16 protein-coding genes are annotated in these 14,769 nt (G+C 60.9%); 15 read left to right on the top strand and 1 reads right to left on the bottom strand.

Annotation, left to right across the window (positions count from 1 at the left end):
• Nucleotides 1-117: 117 nt before the first annotated feature.
• Nucleotides 118-1,065 carry a tRNA glutamyl-Q(34) synthetase GluQRS gene (gene gluQRS, locus B5V00_RS15390; protein WP_085011693.1) on the top strand — a complete coding sequence of 316 codons (948 nt, stop codon included), beginning with the start codon at nucleotides 118-120 and terminating at the stop codon, nucleotides 1,063-1,065.
• Here the strand turns inward: gluQRS and B5V00_RS15385 are convergent.
• Complete coding sequence (locus tag B5V00_RS15385) at nucleotides 1,031-1,831, bottom strand: transporter (RefSeq protein ID WP_085011692.1); 801 nt, start codon at nucleotides 1,829-1,831, stop codon at nucleotides 1,031-1,033. The genes gluQRS and B5V00_RS15385 overlap by 35 nt on opposite strands.
• 249 nt (nucleotides 1,832-2,080) lie before the next feature.
• Here B5V00_RS15385 and B5V00_RS15380 point away from each other — a divergent pair, with 249 nt between their 5' ends.
• From B5V00_RS15380 to hisF, 14 genes are all read left to right on the top strand, one after another.
• The gene (locus B5V00_RS15380; RefSeq protein WP_085011691.1) at nucleotides 2,081-2,857 is read left to right on the top strand and encodes a hypothetical protein; all 777 of its coding nucleotides are present in this window, start codon (nucleotides 2,081-2,083) and stop codon (nucleotides 2,855-2,857) included.
• Nucleotides 2,858-3,271: 414 nt separating this feature from the next.
• Nucleotides 3,272-4,519, top strand: a complete 1,248-nt coding sequence (rho, locus tag B5V00_RS15375; protein ID WP_085011690.1) for a transcription termination factor Rho — start codon at nucleotides 3,272-3,274, stop codon at nucleotides 4,517-4,519.
• Nucleotides 4,520-4,707: 188 nt separating this feature from the next.
• Nucleotides 4,708-4,914: a 50S ribosomal protein L31 gene (gene rpmE / locus B5V00_RS15370; RefSeq protein ID WP_085011689.1), complete on the top strand. Its 207-nt coding sequence runs from the start codon at nucleotides 4,708-4,710 to the stop codon at nucleotides 4,912-4,914.
• A 147-nt stretch (nucleotides 4,915-5,061) separates the two neighbouring features.
• Complete coding sequence (thyX, locus tag B5V00_RS15365) at nucleotides 5,062-5,748, top strand: FAD-dependent thymidylate synthase (protein WP_085011688.1); 687 nt, start codon at nucleotides 5,062-5,064, stop codon at nucleotides 5,746-5,748.
• A gap of 20 nt (nucleotides 5,749-5,768) precedes the next feature.
• Nucleotides 5,769-6,836: a peptide chain release factor 1 gene (prfA, locus tag B5V00_RS15360; RefSeq protein ID WP_085011687.1), complete on the top strand. Its 1,068-nt coding sequence runs from the start codon at nucleotides 5,769-5,771 to the stop codon at nucleotides 6,834-6,836.
• Complete coding sequence (prmC, locus tag B5V00_RS15355; protein WP_085011686.1) at nucleotides 6,837-7,700, top strand: peptide chain release factor N(5)-glutamine methyltransferase; 864 nt, start codon at nucleotides 6,837-6,839, stop codon at nucleotides 7,698-7,700. It abuts the gene before it with no gap.
• Nucleotides 7,701-7,763: 63 nt separating this feature from the next.
• Nucleotides 7,764-9,020 (top strand): UDP-N-acetylglucosamine 1-carboxyvinyltransferase, encoded by a 1,257-nt coding sequence (murA, locus tag B5V00_RS15350; protein ID WP_085011694.1) that lies wholly within the window; start codon nucleotides 7,764-7,766, stop codon nucleotides 9,018-9,020.
• 86 nt (nucleotides 9,021-9,106) lie between these two features.
• Nucleotides 9,107-9,772: an ATP phosphoribosyltransferase gene (gene hisG, locus B5V00_RS15345; protein WP_085011685.1), complete on the top strand. Its 666-nt coding sequence runs from the start codon at nucleotides 9,107-9,109 to the stop codon at nucleotides 9,770-9,772.
• Nucleotides 9,773-9,808: 36 nt separating this feature from the next.
• Nucleotides 9,809-11,104, top strand: a complete 1,296-nt coding sequence (gene hisD / locus B5V00_RS15340) for a histidinol dehydrogenase (RefSeq protein WP_085011684.1) — start codon at nucleotides 9,809-9,811, stop codon at nucleotides 11,102-11,104.
• A gap of 140 nt (nucleotides 11,105-11,244) precedes the next feature.
• Entirely contained in the window at nucleotides 11,245-11,832 is a 588-nt protein-coding gene (gene hisB / locus B5V00_RS15335) for an imidazoleglycerol-phosphate dehydratase HisB (RefSeq protein ID WP_085011683.1), read from the top strand.
• A 95-nt stretch (nucleotides 11,833-11,927) separates the two neighbouring features.
• Nucleotides 11,928-12,551 (top strand): imidazole glycerol phosphate synthase subunit HisH, encoded by a 624-nt coding sequence (hisH, locus tag B5V00_RS15330; RefSeq protein ID WP_085011682.1) that lies wholly within the window; start codon nucleotides 11,928-11,930, stop codon nucleotides 12,549-12,551.
• Entirely contained in the window at nucleotides 12,548-12,832 is a 285-nt protein-coding gene (locus B5V00_RS15325; RefSeq protein ID WP_281249720.1) for a glutamine amidotransferase-related protein, read from the top strand. The genes hisH and B5V00_RS15325 overlap by 4 nt, the downstream gene beginning before the upstream one ends.
• 179 nt (nucleotides 12,833-13,011) lie before the next feature.
• Nucleotides 13,012-13,740: a 1-(5-phosphoribosyl)-5-[(5-phosphoribosylamino)methylideneamino]imidazole-4-carboxamide isomerase gene (gene hisA, locus B5V00_RS15320; protein WP_085011681.1), complete on the top strand. Its 729-nt coding sequence runs from the start codon at nucleotides 13,012-13,014 to the stop codon at nucleotides 13,738-13,740.
• Between the two features lie 95 nt (nucleotides 13,741-13,835).
• Entirely contained in the window at nucleotides 13,836-14,603 is a 768-nt protein-coding gene (gene hisF, locus B5V00_RS15315) for an imidazole glycerol phosphate synthase subunit HisF (protein ID WP_085011680.1), read from the top strand.
• Nucleotides 14,604-14,769 lie beyond the last annotated feature (166 nt).

Raw genomic sequence — 14,769 nt, 5'->3', positions numbered from 1 at the left:
GAGGTGCGAGGTGCGAGGTGCGAGGTGCGAGGTGCGAGGTGCGAGGTGCGAGGTGCGAGGTGCGAGGTGCGAGGTGCGAGGTGTGAGGTGTGAGGTGTGAGGTGTGAGGTGTGAGGTGTGAATCAGGATTTCGGAACAACTGAATACGTCGGTCGTTTCGCGCCGAGTCCCACCGGGCCGCTGCACTTCGGTTCGCTGGTGGCGGCGGTCGGCAGTTATTGCCTGGCCCGCCGCATCGGAGGACGCTGGCTGCTGCGCATGGAGGATCTGGACCGGCCGCGGGTGATCCCCGGGGCAGCGGACGAGATCCTGCGTGCCCTGGAGTTGTGCGGTTTCGAGTGGGACGGGGAGGTCCTCTGGCAGAGCCGGCGGGATGAGCGCTATCGGCAGGTACTGGACGAGCTGCGCGGTCGTGGCCTGGTCTTCGATTGCGGCTGCAGTCGCCGGGAGGTGCTGGCCAGTGCTCCCCATGCCGGGGAGGAGGGACCGGTCTATCCCGGGACCTGCCGAGCCGGGCTTCCTCCCGGTCGTCGGCCACGGGCTGAACGGCTGCGGGTGCCGGCCGAGGCGGTTACTTTCTGTGACCTGGTTTTCGGTGTTGTCGAGCAGCACCTGGCGACGGTGGTTGGGGATTTTGTTCTGCGCCGCGCCGACGGTCTTTTCGCCTACCAGTTGGCGGTGGTGATCGACGACCATGACTGCGGCGTCAGCCAGGTGGTGCGTGGTGCCGATCTGCTCGGTTCGACGCCGCGGCAGATTTACCTGCACCAGTGCCTCGGCTGGCAGGTGCCGGATTACCTTCACCTGCCCCTGGCCCTGGCTGCCGACGGCGAAAAGTTGAGCAAGCGCCATGGTTCTCTGCCGCTGGACGTTCATGCCGCGGGGGATTGGCTGGCGGCGGCCCTGGAGTTTCTGGGACAAAAAGTGCCGGCGGAACTGAAATCGGCTCCGCCGGCGGAGTTGCTTCGCTGGGGGGCGTCTTTCTTTGACGTCAGGAGTATTCCCCGCTGTTCCCGAAGATGTGACCCGGTTACCATCCCTCGGGAAGGTCGAACGGGGTGGTGAGTCCGGCCCGCAGGCCCCAGTCTTCACTGCGGCTGCGGTATCCGACCGAGGCGCCGAGATCGATGGTGGAGCCGCCGAGCCGGATCTGCGCTCCGGCGGTCAGGGTGCCGCGGTCGTTGAGGTTGTCGGGACCGAAGTCGTAGCCTTCGATGCCGGCCAGCAGGTTGAGGTTGTGGGCCGGTAACGGGTAGCTGACGGCAAAGGCGTAATGCAGCTTGTCATCCTGCCTGTCGTTCGGGTCGCCGAGAATCGCCAGCCCGAGGTTGGTGTGCAGACTGAATGTCGGAAAGGTGCGTGATACCAGCAGGTCGATGAAATTGTCGGCCTCGTCGGTGCCGAAACCGTCTGTTCGGCTGGCGTTGGGAAGCTTGGTGGCGACGCGCAGGCTGATGGCCGGCAGCTGCAGGTCTTCCTGGATCAGGTTGATCTTGGTCGCCAGCCGCAGATCCCCGCTGCCGATATCCGAGTCCCGGCCGGTTTCGTCGAGCAGCAGCAGTTCGTAGATCGCCTCGACCTCGATCCGCTTGCCGAGACCCAGGGTCAGGTCCAGTTCCGGAACCGAAACCTGAGTACGGTCGCTGCCCTGCCGCTGAAACAGCAGGTAGCTGTCGGACAGGTAGGCAATGCCGAAACGCAACTCACCCGTGCCGCTTGCCAGGGTGGCGGCGTCTTTGATGCCGAGCGGCTGCAGGGTGGCGGCGGAGGCGGTCAGGGGCAGGGTCAGGCAGAAGAAACAGATCAGCAGGGGACGGGACAGGATGTTCATGGGGCTCTCCTTCCAATAACAGATTTCAATGAATTCGGGCAATGGCCCGTTTACAGAATAGCATCGTGCCCATTCCGCAGTTCGTTAGCATCCTGCAGGATTGCTGTGCTGTCAAGAGGGGAGGAGAACATCGGATTCCGCTGGTCGCATCGAGGGGGAACCACTGATTTCCTCTCCAGGAAAATTCCGTTATAATCGCTTTCGGCTGTTCCTTTCTTCATCTGTCGATGCCGAAAAGAGGAGATGACTATGGTTCGCGTATTTGCCCTGCTGCTGATTCTGCTGTTGACCGGTTGTTCCGGGGGGAGCTACCTGCTGCCGAAAAAGGAATACCAGAGCAAGGTCAAGACCCTGGGGGTGGTTCCGCTGCTGGTTGATCCCGGGTCTTTGCCGAACCATCCGCAGGGAGACAAGATCCTGGCGCTACTGCGGCGCCAGAATGTCGACAAGGAACAGCGCCTGGTTGACATGCTGCGCAAGGAAAAGAGCTATTTCGATGTCAGGGATGTGAAGGGATCTCCCGACAGTCTCTTCCGGCAGTTGATCGCCGGACAGAGCATCGAGGGGGAGGGAAGCCGCATTTATCGCAAGTATCGTTTCAATCGTGCCGCGGTGGCGTCCTTGTGCGCCGATCACGTCGTTGACGGTCTGCTGGTTGTCATTTTCAATGGTCTCGACCGGGTTGAAAGCCGTCGTGACCGAACCCTGCTCAGTTACCTTGAAGCGAGTTACCAGACCATTCAGGTTCAGGCGATGGTCGTGTTGCCGGATGGCGAGGTGGTCTGGGAGTATCCCGGCGAGGGCAGCGAAACATTCCTCGATCTGCAGTATCCTGACTTTGACGAGGCCTTTTACAACAAGACTGACCAGGTCAAGATCAGGGATATCACCCTGCCGGGGTTGGAACGGACTCTGAGTGAAGAAAAAAGCAACCTGTTCAGCAACGACAGTTATCCGAAGCCTTATGCTGATCTCTTCGAACATCTGAGCAGTTCGCTTGGTTCCGGGTTGCTGGGACTGTGGTAGCGGTAGGCCGGAGAAAGATCCGCTGCCGTTTTCTGATTGACAATCGATCCGGCGGCGGGTTAATAGTGGTTTGTCCGTCTACTTGGGCATCCTGCCTGATTGATTCATTGATTGCCTGTTCACCGGAGTTGACCGGGTTGGTTCGGGTCGAACAAGAAGAATAAAATTTACTCAAGCGTTGCTTGTCTGCCGTCCGGCGATTGTTATACTGTGTATCGTATCCGACGGTGACTGCCGCACCCACCATAATAAAGACCTATATTTTTCCCAGAATAAAGCCGATTTCAAAATAATCTAACCTATGTCAACAGGGCCGTATGCCCGGAAAAAAGCACCTGCCGTCAACCTGTACGTCGCCCCTGTCATCAGGGGATCGGCGCCCGATGCCGTCGCCGGTGGCTACGAGGAGTCTCGATGAATCTGAAAGAGCTGAAAGAGAAAAAGATTGGTGATCTCTCCGCGATCGCCAAGGACCTGAAGATCGAAGGGGCCTCGGGGATGCGCAAGCAGGACCTGATCTTTGCCATCCTCAACTCGACCGCCCAGAAGAATGGTGCCATCTATGGTGAGGGAGTGCTTGAAATCCTGCCCGATGGATTCGGTTTTCTGCGTGCTCCCGATGCCAACTACCTGCCGGGGCCGGATGATATTTACGTTTCGCCGTCGCAGATCCGCCGTTTCAACCTGAAGACTGGTGATACGGTGTCGGGTCAGATCCGGCCGCCCAAGGAAGGGGAACGTTATTTTGCCCTGCTCAAGGTTGCCGAGGTCAACTTCGAGGATCCCAAGGTTGCCCGCGACAAGACTCTGTTCGACAACCTGACGCCGCTTTATCCGGAGCGCCGACTGATTCTGGAAACCACCGCTGACAACATGCCGGCGCGGGTGATCGACCTGGTGACACCGATCGGCATGGGCCAGCGGGGCCTGATCGTCGCGCCGCCGCGTACCGGCAAGACCATGTTGCTGCAGAATATGGCCAATTCGATCACCACCAACCATCCCGATACCTACCTGATCGTGCTGCTGATTGATGAACGTCCGGAAGAGGTGACCGACATGCAGCGCAGCGTCAACGGCGAGGTCATTTCCTCGACCTTCGACGAACCGGCCACCCGCCACGTCCAGGTCGCCGAGATGGTCATCGAGAAGGCGCGCCGCCTGGTTGAGCACAAGCGCGACGTGGTCATCCTGCTCGACTCCATCACCCGCCTGGCGCGGGCTTACAATACCGTTCAGCCACCGTCCGGAAAGATCCTCTCCGGCGGGGTCGATTCCAATGCCCTGCATAAGCCGAAACGCTTCTTCGGCGCTGCGCGCAATATCGAGGAGGGCGGTAGCCTGACCATCATCGCCACCGCCCTGGTTGATACCGGCAGCAAGATGGACGAGGTCATCTTCGAGGAGTTCAAGGGCACCGGCAACATGGAGCTGCATCTCGATCGCCGGCTGATGGACAAGCGGACCTTTCCCTGCATCGACATCAACAAGTCGGGCACCCGCCGCGAGGAGCTGCTGGTCGAGGAGGGCGCCCTGCAGCGCATCTGGTTGTTGCGCAAGGTGCTGTCGAGCATGAACGTGGTCGACAGCATGGACTTCCTGCTCGACAAGCTGGGCGAGGCGGAGAGCAACCAGGAATTTCTTGACAATATGGGCAAGTAGCCCGCTGATCGGTCCGTCTGCGGGGCATCCCGGCTCGTTTGCGGAGTCTTTTTCTCCAGCGTCGCCGAGCCGGTTTCCGGTGTCGATTCCCGGTTGCAAAAAACCTGCAAAGATGCTAGTTAGTACCGTTCACCGAGAACGGTGTAAATATCCGCCTGTACAGAAGCCAGGCACAAGGAGTCCAGATCATGAAAGAAGGCATTCATCCCAAGTACGAGGCGGTGACCGTCAAGTGTCACTGCGGCAACACTTTTGAAACCCGGTCGACCAAGGGCAGCGATATCACCACGGAAATCTGCTCGGCCTGCCACCCGTTCTTTACCGGCAAGCAGAAACTGATCGATACCGCGGGGCGGATCGAAAGGTTCCGAAAAAAATACGGCCAGAACAAGTAACGCCTGGAAGCGGCCCGCCGGGCCGCTTCTTTTTTCCGCCCGAATGCCGCCCGCGGGATTCGGGTCCGCTCTTTGCGGGCATCGCCTGCCGGTCGGCGGCTGGTGTCGCTTGCCGACCGACGGGAGTGCCGCGGGGTACTTCCTTCCATGCGTGTACAGCTGCTGACCCATACTCCCGATCCGGAGCGCGCCTGCGCCGCCGCCGCCCGCCTTTGCTACTCGGCCGCCGATATCGACCAGTTGCTGGCCAAGGAGGCCGAGGATCAGGCTTTGCTGCTGAAAAAAATTCTCAAGCTCGGCCACTTTTCGGTGCTGGAACATGCCTCGTTCACGTTCGGTATCGAAGGCATCAGCCGGGCCTGTTCCCACCAACTGGTGCGGCATCGAATCGCCTCCTTTTCTCAACAGAGCCAGCGTTATGTGTCCAGCGCCGAGAATTTTCCGGCGGTGCTGCCCGACTCGATTGCCGCCAGCCCCGAGTTGCGTAAAGTTTTCGAAACCTTCATGTCCGAGGCCGGACGAGTCTATGCCCGCCTGCTTGAGGCCGGAGTGCCGGCCGAGGACGCGCGTTTCGTGCTGCCCAATGCCGTTGAAACCAAACTGGTGATGACCATGAACGCGCGCGAACTGCATCACTTTTTTCATTTGCGCTGCTGTCGGCGGGCGCAGTGGGAGATTCGCGCCATGGCCAAAGAGATGCTGCGCCTCGTCCGGCGGGCTGCCCCGGTGATCTTTGCCGCGGCGGGTCCAGGTTGTCTGCAGGCCGCCTGTCCGGAGGGATCGATGACCTGCGGCGCCATCAGGGAGGTGCGGGATGAATACGCCAACCTCTGAAGCCAGGATACGGACCCGCGATGTTTCATAAACTGGATGAAGTCGAAGACCGTTTCCGTGAGGTCGAAGGTCTGCTGGCCGACCCCGCCGTTGTCAACGATCGGCAACGTTACCTGGCCCTGAGTCGGGAACACGCCGACCTGTCAGAAATCGTCAGCATCTACGGCCGCTACAAGAAGGTCGGCGAAGAGCTTGAAGGCAACCGTGAACTGCTCAGGGACAGTGATCCGGAGATGCGCGAGATGGCGCGGGAGGAAATCCCGGCGCTGGAGACTGAAATGTCCGCGCTGGCCGAACGGCTGAAGCTGCTGCTCTTGCCGCGTGACCCCAATGACGAGAAGAATGTCATTCTCGAGATCCGCGCCGGGACCGGCGGTGATGAGGCGGCCCTGTTTGCCGGCGACCTGTTCCGGATGTACAGCCGGTACGCCGAGAAGGTCGGCTGGAAGGTTGAACTGCTCAGCGCCTCCGAGTCCGATGCCGGTGGTTTCAAGGAAGTCGTGGCCCTGGTCAGCGGTGACAAGGTCTATTCCCGCCTCCGCTTTGAGAGTGGTACCCATCGGGTGCAGCGGGTGCCGGAGACCGAGGCCCAGGGACGTATTCACACCTCCGCCTGTACCGTAGCGGTGCTTCCCGAAGCCGAGGACGTCGATATCGAGATCAATCCCGCCGATCTGCGCATCGACCTGTTTCGTGCGTCCGGCGCCGGCGGTCAACACGTCAACAAGACCGAATCCGCGGTTCGCCTGACCCACGTTCCCACCGGGCTGGTGGTCTCCTGCCAGGACGAAAAATCCCAGCATAAGAACAAGGCGCGGGCGATGAAGGTCCTGAAGGCACGTCTTTACGACCAGATGCAGGCCGAGCAACAGGCCCGGCAGGCGGCTGACCGCAAATCGCAGGTCGGCAGCGGTGATCGCAGTGAGCGCATTCGAACCTATAATTTCCCCCAGGGGCGCTGTACTGACCACCGTATCGGGCTGACCCTCTACAAGCTTGAGCAGATCATGCAGGGAGATCTGGGCGAGGTGATCGAGTCCCTGGTAACGCACCGCCAGGCCGAACTGCTGGCCGGTCAGGAGGGGTGATTGACAGAACCCTGGACGCTTCTCAAGGTCCTGCAATGGACGGCCTCGCATCTTAAATCCAGGGGTGTCGAGAATGGCCGTCTTGATGCCGAACTGCTGTTGTGCGATCTTCTCGATCTTGACCGGGTCGGTCTCTACCTGAATTTCGATCGTCCTCTGCAGCAGAGCGAACTGGCGGCCTATCGCGAGAGGGTGCGGCGCCGGGCTCAGCGTGAACCGTTGCAGCACATTATCGGCCATACCGGCTTCTGGACCCTTGATCTTCAGGTTGGACCGGAGGCGCTGGTACCGCGGGCCGATACCGAGATTCTGGTTGAAGAGGCCCTGAAGCGGCTCCCCGACAGCGCCGCTGCGGTTCTCGATGTCGGTACCGGCAGCGGCTGCATCGCCCTGGCACTGGCCGGTGAGAAGCCTGCGTTGCGTCTGACCGGTCTCGATCGTTCGGGTGCGGCTCTGCAGTTGGCGGCTCGCAATGCCGAGTCGACCGGTCTGGCGGAGCGGATCACCTGGCTGACCGGGGATCTGCGGGATCTGCCGTCGGGGCCGTGGAGGATGATCGTCAGCAATCCGCCTTATATCCCGAACGCGGATCTGTCCGGGTTGATGCCCGAGGTCAGGGATTTCGAACCGGTCGAGGCGCTCGACGGCGGTCCCGACGGACTCGACGCCTACCGTGCGCTGGCCGGTCAGACCGATTGCCTGGCGGCCGGCGGCTGGCTGCTGGTCGAAATCGGCATCGGCCAGGCCGAAGCGGTTCGGGGCCTGTTCGCCGCGGCCGGGCTGGATGAACTCTTTGTCCGTGACGACTATGCCGGTATTCCCCGCGTCGTCGGCGGCCGGAAAAAACATCAGCACTCAGCATAGAAGGAATCGAGGCGAATCTGGCCCGGCGCCCAGTGCCCGGTGCCCAGCGCCCGCTTTTATCCCATGGACCAGATCGAAATCAAGGGTGGGCGACCGCTGCGAGGTGAAATCGATGTCAGTGGCGCCAAGAATGCCGCCCTGCCGCTGCTGTTTGCCACCTTGCTGGCTTCCGGCGAAAGCCGGCTCGGCAACGTTCCACAGTTGCGCGATATCGCCACCGTCGGCAAATTGCTGGAAATTTTCGGCGCCGAAGTCGAGCGGGAGGGTTCTGCCCTGCGGATCGACACCCGCGGCCTGGTGTCGGTTGAGGCGCCCTATGAGCTGGTCAAGACCATGCGTGCCTCGGTTCTCGCCCTGGGCCCGCTGACAGCCCGCTTCGGTCACGCGCGGGTGAGTCTTCCCGGTGGCTGTGCCATCGGTGCTCGGCCGATCAATCTGCACCTGAAAGGGTTGGAGGCGATGGGTGCCGAAATCACCCTTGATCACGGCTATGTCGAGGCGCGCGCCGAACGGCTCAAGGGGGCGCGCATCTATCTTGATATCCCGACGGTGACCGGAACCGAGAACCTGTTGATGGCCGCCGCTCTGGCTGAGGGCGAAACGGTACTGGAAAATGCCGCCCGGGAGCCGGAGATCATCGATCTGGCCGAGGCCCTGGTCAAGATGGGGGCCCGGATCGAAGGCGCCGGCAGTGATACCATTCATATTCAGGGGGCGGATGACCTTGCTCCCTACGAGCATTGCACCATGCCCGACCGCATCGAGGCCGGAACCTTTCTCGCCGCCGCGGCGGTCACCGGTGGTGATGTGCTGGTTCATGGTGCGCGTGCCGAACATCTTGAGGCGCTGCTCGCCAAATTGCGCGAGGCCGGTGTTGAAATTGTTGCCGAGGCGGACGGACTGCGGGTTCGCGGCCCCGAACGGCTGCGGGCGGTTTCGATCAAGACCAGTCCGCATCCCGGGTTTCCGACCGATATGCAGGCCCAGTTCATGGCCCTGATGTGCCTGGCCGAGGGCACCAGCGTGATCAGCGAGAATGTCTTCGAGAATCGTTTCATGCATGTTTGCGAACTGCAGCGCATGGGGGCGGATATCAGTGTCGACGGCCATGCCGCGACCGTCAGGGGGATAGAAGGACTGTGCGGGGCCCCGGTGATGGCGACCGACCTGCGCGCCAGCGCCTCGTTGATCGTTGCCGGGCTGGCGGCCGAGAACACCACCCGTATCTCCCGTATCTACCACCTTGATCGGGGGTACGAACGGATTGAGGAGAAGTTGGCCGGGTTGGGGGCGGAGATCCGCCGGGTCAAGGAGTCTTGATGGACCTGCCCGTTGTCCCGTTTGCCAAACAGGCTGATTTCAAGTTAGATTGAATACTTCATGTTCGTTGACAGGATTTGAGAATCATGAGCGACTGGATCACCTTTGCCCTTCCCAAAGGGCGGATCATGCAGGACTCGATGGAGTTGTTCGGCCGGATCGGCATCACCTGCCCGGAGATGAATGAAAAGGGGACCCGCAAACTGGTCTTCGAAAATCCGCAGCAGAAATTCCGTTTCATGGCGGTGCGGGCCACCGATGTGCCGACCTATGTCGAGTACGGCTGCGCGGACCTCGGGGTGGTCGGCAAGGACACCCTGCTGGAGCAGGGCAAGGATCTTTACGAACCGCTCGATCTGAAATTCGGCTACTGCCGGATGGTGGTCGCGGAACCGAAAGCGTTGCGCGGCGAAGATGACCCCTCCAGCTGGTCGCATATCCGGGTGGCGACCAAGTATCCCAATATCACCGAACGTTATTTTGCCGCCAAAGGCATCCAGGTGGAACTGATCAAGCTCTACGGCTCGATTGAACTGGCGCCGCTGGTCGGGCTTGCCGAGCGGATCGTCGACCTGGTTTCGACCGGCGGCACCCTCAAGGCCAACAACATGGTCGAGGTCGAAACCATCGCCGAGATCACCACCCGGCTGATTGTCAACCGCGCCAGCCTGAAGACCAAGCATCGCCGCATCAGCCGGATCATCGCCGATCTCGAGGCGGTTATCGCCGACGAGGTGCGGATATCGCAATAGGCCGGGCGCCGGGCATTGGGTGCAAGGAAAAACATGATGCAGATTCTCAAATTCAGCGATCCGGGGTTTGACGGGGCTTTCCGCAGGATCGAACAGCGGGCCGAGGACATTCCCGAAGGGATTGAACAGACGGTCAAGCAGATCATTGCCGACATCCGGCAGCGCGGCGACGCCGCGCTCTTCGAGCTGACCGCCCGTTTCGATCGTCTGCAGCTCGACGCTGGCAGCGTCGAGGTGAGCGAGGCTGAGATCGAGGCCGCCTGCGCGGCGGTCGAGCCGCAGGCCTACGCCGACCTGAAGCTGGCCGCGGAACGAATCGCTGTCTATCACCGCAAGCAGAAGCAGGAAACCTGGCTGTCGACCGACGAGGATGACCTGCTGGTCGGCCAGCTGGTGCGCCCCCTGGACCGGGTCGGCATCTACGTGCCGGGCGGCAAGGCCGCCTATCCCTCCTCGGTGCTGATGAACGCCGTGCCGGCGAAGGTGGCCGGGGTCGGTGAGGTGATCATGACCGTGCCGATGCCGGACGGGGTGGCCAATCCGCACGTCCTGACGGCGGCGCGAATTGCCGGTGTCGACCGCATCTTCCGGGTCGGCGGCGCCCAGGCGGTAGCCGCGCTGGCTTACGGCACCGAGAGCGTGCCGCGGGTCGACAAGATCACCGGCCCGGGCAATATCTATGTCGCGACCGCCAAGAAGCTGGTTTTCGGCCAGGTCGATATCGATATGATCGCCGGCCCGAGCGAAATCCTGGTGATCAACGACGGCAGCGGCGAAGCCGCGCACATCGCCGCCGATCTGCTCAGTCAGGCGGAACATGACGAACTCGCCTCGGCGGTGCTGGTGACCACCTGCCGGGAGATGGCGGCGGCGGTCGCGGCCGAGGTCGATCGTCAGCTTTCCGAACTGACGCGCGAGGCCATCGCCCGCAGCTCCATCGACAATTACGGGGCGATCATCGTCGCCCGCGACCTCGACGAGGCGGCGGCATTTTCCAATCGCATCGCGCCGGAACACCTGGAGCTGGCGGTTGCCGATCCCTTCGGCCTGCTGCCGCGGATCCGCCACGCCGGTGCCATCTTCATGGGCCACAATACCCCGGAAGCGGCCGGTGATTACCTGGCCGGGCCCAATCACACCCTGCCGACCGGGGGCACGGCGCGCTTTTTCTCGCCGCTGTCTCTCGATGACTATGTCAAGAAGTCGAGCATCGTCTCCTTCTCGCGGGCGGGTCTCGAACGCCTCGGCGGCGCCATCGAACGCATCGCCACGCTCGAGGGGCTGGAGGCGCACGCGAAATCGGTGAGCAAACGGCTGGAGAAGAAAAGCTAAGGAAAATTCAGGCCACCAAGTCACCAAGGGCACCAAGAAAACCGAATTGTTTTTTTGATGTTCTTGGTGTCCTTGGCGTCTTGAGCGAGCATCGCGAGCGGGTGGCGAAACTGATTTTACTCTGAGCCCGGGAGACCCCCATGCGCAAGGCAACTATCAACCGCAAGACCAATGAAACCGAAATCCGCATCGAACTGGCTCTCGACGGTCGCGGTGAGCATGCCGTCGACACGGGGGTGCCGTTTTTCGACCACATGCTGGTACAGATCGCCCGCCACGGCTTTTTTGACCTGCGGGTGGCGGCCCATGGCGACCTGGAGATTGACGCCCACCACACGGTGGAGGATGTCGGCATTGCCCTTGGTGAGGCCTTCAAACAGGCGCTCGGCGACAAGATCGGCATCCGCCGCTACGGACGTGGCACCATGCCGATGCACGAGTCGCTGGCCTCGGTGATTCTCGACTTTTCCGGTCGGCCGCACCTGGTTTTCAACGTCGATATTCCCAAGGCGCAGGTCGGCAATTTCGAGACCGAGCTGGTCGAGGAATTTTTCACCGCTTTCTGCAACCACGGCGGGGTCAATGTTCATGTCAACCTCGCCTACGGCGACAACCTGCACCACATTATCGAGGCGATCTTCAAGGCTTTCGCCCGCGCTCTCGACGAGGCCTGCGGGCTTGATCCGCGTATTGACGGGGTGTTGTCGAGCAAGGGCAAGCTGGAATAAACCGAAATCGGCAAAGGGCTAAGGGCAAAAGGTGAAAGCTTTTTCCTTTTTCCTTTGGCCCTTGGCCTTTAGCCTTCAGCCGCTTTTTGAGATCTATGATTACCATTATTGACTATGAAATGGGCAACCTGCGCAGTGTCGAGAAAGCCTTTGAGTCGCTCGGCTTCGCGGCCAGGGTCAGCGCCGACCCGGCGGATATCGCCAGTGCCGACAAGCTGGTGCTGCCGGGTGTCGGCGCTTTCGCCGACTGTATCGCCAACCTGAAAAAGGGCGGCTTCGTCGCGCCTCTTCTTGCCCATGTGGAAAGCGGCAAGCCGCTGCTCGGCATCTGTGTCGGTATGCAGATGCTGTTCGATGAGAGTGAAGAGTTCGGGCGCCACCAGGGGCTGGGACTGATCCCCGGTCGGGTGGTGCGTTTCCCTTCGGGAATGATCGAGAACGGCGAGCGCCTCAAGGTCCCGCACATGGGCTGGAACAACCTGCTTCTGAAGAAACCGTCGCCGCTCTTTGCCGGGGTGGATGACGAGAGCTTTGTCTATTTCGTTCATTCATACTACTGTCGGGCCGCCAATGACGACGATGTCGCCGCCAGCTGTCGTTACGGTGAGGTCGAGTTCTGCGCCTCGATCCGCCACGACAATATTCTGGCAACCCAGTTCCATCCCGAGAAGAGTCAGACGGTGGGGCTGCGGATTTTTCGGAATTTCGGAGAGATTTGAAAGGCTGCCACCAAGGCGCCAAGGACACCAAGAAAGTCAAAACATTCCTGAAGAAACCGTCGCCGCTCTTTGCCGGGGTGGATGACGAGAGCTTTGTCTATTTCGTTCATTCATACTACTGTCGGGCCGCCAATGACGACGATGTCGCCGCCAGCTGTCGTTACGGTGAGGTCGAGTTCTGCGCCTCGATCCGCCACGACAATATTCTGGCAACCCAGTTCCATCCCGAGAAGAGTCAGACGGTGGGGCTGCGGATTTTTCGGAATTTCGGAGAGATTTGAAAGGCTGCCACCAAGGCGCCAAGGACACCAAGAAAGTCAAAACATTCTATACGCTCAACGGCAGGAAGGCAGAATGGATTAGTTCAGGATTGCCGACTCTGGTTTCATTGAAAACTTCGTGCTTATCGGTTTCCTTGGTGATCTTGGTGCCTTGGTGGCCGTAAAAAGGATTTTTCATCATGCTCATCATACCCGCCATCGATCTGAAGGAAGGCCGCTGTGTCCGTCTGGAACAGGGGCTGATGGAGAAGGACACCGTCTACAGCGACGATCCCGCCGCCCAGGCACTTGTCTGGCAGGAGCAGGGAGGAGAACTGCTGCATATCGTCGACCTGGACGGGGCTTTTGCCGGGGTGCCGAAAAATAAAGCGGCGATCCGGGCGATTGTCGAGGCGATCGATATTCCCAGCGAACTTGGCGGCGGTATCCGTGACCTGGAGACCATCGAGGCCTATCTTGAACTCGGCATCGACCGGGTCATTCTCGGCACCGTTGCCAAGGAGAATCCGGCGCTGGTCGCCGAGGCCTGCAGGATGTTTCCGGGTAAGATCGTGGTCGGCATCGACGCCAGGGACGGTCTGGTGGCGGTGCGCGGCTGGGCCGACGTGACGGAGAAGAAAGCCGCTGAAATGGCCAAAGAGATGGAAGGTTTCGGCGTCGAGGCGATCATCTATACCGACATCGCCAGGGACGGCATGATGCAGGGGCCGAACATCGAGGCAACGAAAGCTCTGGCCGAGGCGATCAGTATCCCGGTCATCGCCTCCGGCGGGCTCTCCTCTCTCGATGATATCCGCCGCCTGATGGCGATCGAGTCCTCCGGCGTTAGCGGGGTGATCACCGGCAAGGCGATCTACTCCGGGGCGATCGACCTGCGTGAAGCGGTGGCGCTGACCAGGGAAAAATAGAAAAAGCGGCTAAAGGCGAAGGGCCAAAGGCGAAAGGATAGCCTTTGCTTTTGGCCTTTCACCTTTGACCCTTAGCCGATTTCAGGAAGTTTTTTATGCTGACCAAACGCATCATCCCCTGCCTCGACGTCAAGGACGGCCGGGTCGTCAAGGGGGTTCAGTTCGTCGGTTTGCGCGACGCCGGTGACCCGGTCGAGGCGGCCGCGGCCTATGACGCGCAGGGTGCCGATGAGCTGACGTTTCTCGACATCACCGCTTCGAGCGACAATCGCGACACCATCGTCGACGTGGTGCGGCGCACTGCCGAGCGGGTGTTCATGCCGCTCACTGTCGGTGGCGGTATCCGTACCTGCGATGACGTGCGCCGGATGCTCAACGCCGGGGCAGACAAGGTGTCGATCAACACCGCGGCGGTCTTCAACCCCGAGTTTGTCAGGGAGGCTGCCGAGCGTTTCGGCAGTCAGTGCATCGTGGTGGCGATCGACGCCCGTCGGGTGGAGGGATCCGATCCGCGGCGCTGGGAGGTCTATACCCACGGCGGCCGCAAACCGACCGGCATCGACGTGGTTGCGTGGGCGCGGAAGATGGAAGAGTACGGCAGCGGCGAGATTTTGCTGACCTCGATGGACTGCGACGGCACCAAGGATGGGTATGATATCGAACTGACCCGCGCGGTCAGTGACGCGGTCGGGATCCCGGTGATCGCCTCGGGTGGGGTCGGCAACCTTGAACATATCCGCGAAGGCCTGGTCGAGGGCGGCGCCTCGGCTGCGCTGGCGGCGTCGATCTTCCACTTCAAGGAATACACCATCGCCGAGTGCAAGCAGTATCTGAAACAGCACGGCGTGCCGGCGCGGATTTAAAATTGTAGATCTTTATCAGCCACCAAGACACCAAGAGCACCAAGACGACCAATGGCCATTTAACGCAGGGGCCGAAGAGGGGGGGGGCGGAGGGACAGTCTTTATTGGATTGTAAAACCCAAAGTGAAGTGGTTTTGTTCCTCCCTGCGCCATCTCCTTCTTCGCG

Origin of the sequence: Geothermobacter hydrogeniphilus, assembly GCF_002093115.1 — a bacterium.
Classification (GTDB): domain Bacteria; phylum Desulfobacterota; class Desulfuromonadia; order Desulfuromonadales; family Geothermobacteraceae; genus Geothermobacter_A; species Geothermobacter_A hydrogeniphilus.
The sequence above is the reverse complement of the archived record's forward strand: the minus strand, read 5'-3'. Positions and strand labels throughout refer to the sequence as shown.

What these genes read in the sequence shown, in the direction of transcription:
- hisB (WP_085011683.1), top strand. Translation starts at nt 11,245, where the DNA reads ATGCGCAAGGCAACTATCAACCGCAAGACCAATGAAACCGAAATCCGC.
- rpmE (WP_085011689.1), top strand. Translation starts at nt 4,708, where the DNA reads ATGAAAGAAGGCATTCATCCCAAGTACGAGGCGGTGACCGTCAAGTGT.
- hisG (WP_085011685.1), top strand. Translation starts at nt 9,107, where the DNA reads ATGAGCGACTGGATCACCTTTGCCCTTCCCAAAGGGCGGATCATGCAG.
- hisH (WP_085011682.1), top strand. Translation starts at nt 11,928, where the DNA reads ATGATTACCATTATTGACTATGAAATGGGCAACCTGCGCAGTGTCGAG.
- prfA (WP_085011687.1), top strand. Translation starts at nt 5,769, where the DNA reads ATGTTTCATAAACTGGATGAAGTCGAAGACCGTTTCCGTGAGGTCGAA.
- hisD (WP_085011684.1), top strand. Translation starts at nt 9,809, where the DNA reads ATGCAGATTCTCAAATTCAGCGATCCGGGGTTTGACGGGGCTTTCCGC.
- murA (WP_085011694.1), top strand. Translation starts at nt 7,764, where the DNA reads ATGGACCAGATCGAAATCAAGGGTGGGCGACCGCTGCGAGGTGAAATC.
- hisA (WP_085011681.1), top strand. Translation starts at nt 13,012, where the DNA reads ATGCTCATCATACCCGCCATCGATCTGAAGGAAGGCCGCTGTGTCCGT.
- thyX (WP_085011688.1), top strand. Translation starts at nt 5,062, where the DNA reads ATGCGTGTACAGCTGCTGACCCATACTCCCGATCCGGAGCGCGCCTGC.
- rho (WP_085011690.1), top strand. Translation starts at nt 3,272, where the DNA reads ATGAATCTGAAAGAGCTGAAAGAGAAAAAGATTGGTGATCTCTCCGCG.
- B5V00_RS15385 (WP_085011692.1), bottom strand. Translation starts at nt 1,831, where the DNA reads ATGAACATCCTGTCCCGTCCCCTGCTGATCTGTTTCTTCTGCCTGACC.
- B5V00_RS15380 (WP_085011691.1), top strand. Translation starts at nt 2,081, where the DNA reads ATGGTTCGCGTATTTGCCCTGCTGCTGATTCTGCTGTTGACCGGTTGT.
- hisF (WP_085011680.1), top strand. Translation starts at nt 13,836, where the DNA reads ATGCTGACCAAACGCATCATCCCCTGCCTCGACGTCAAGGACGGCCGG.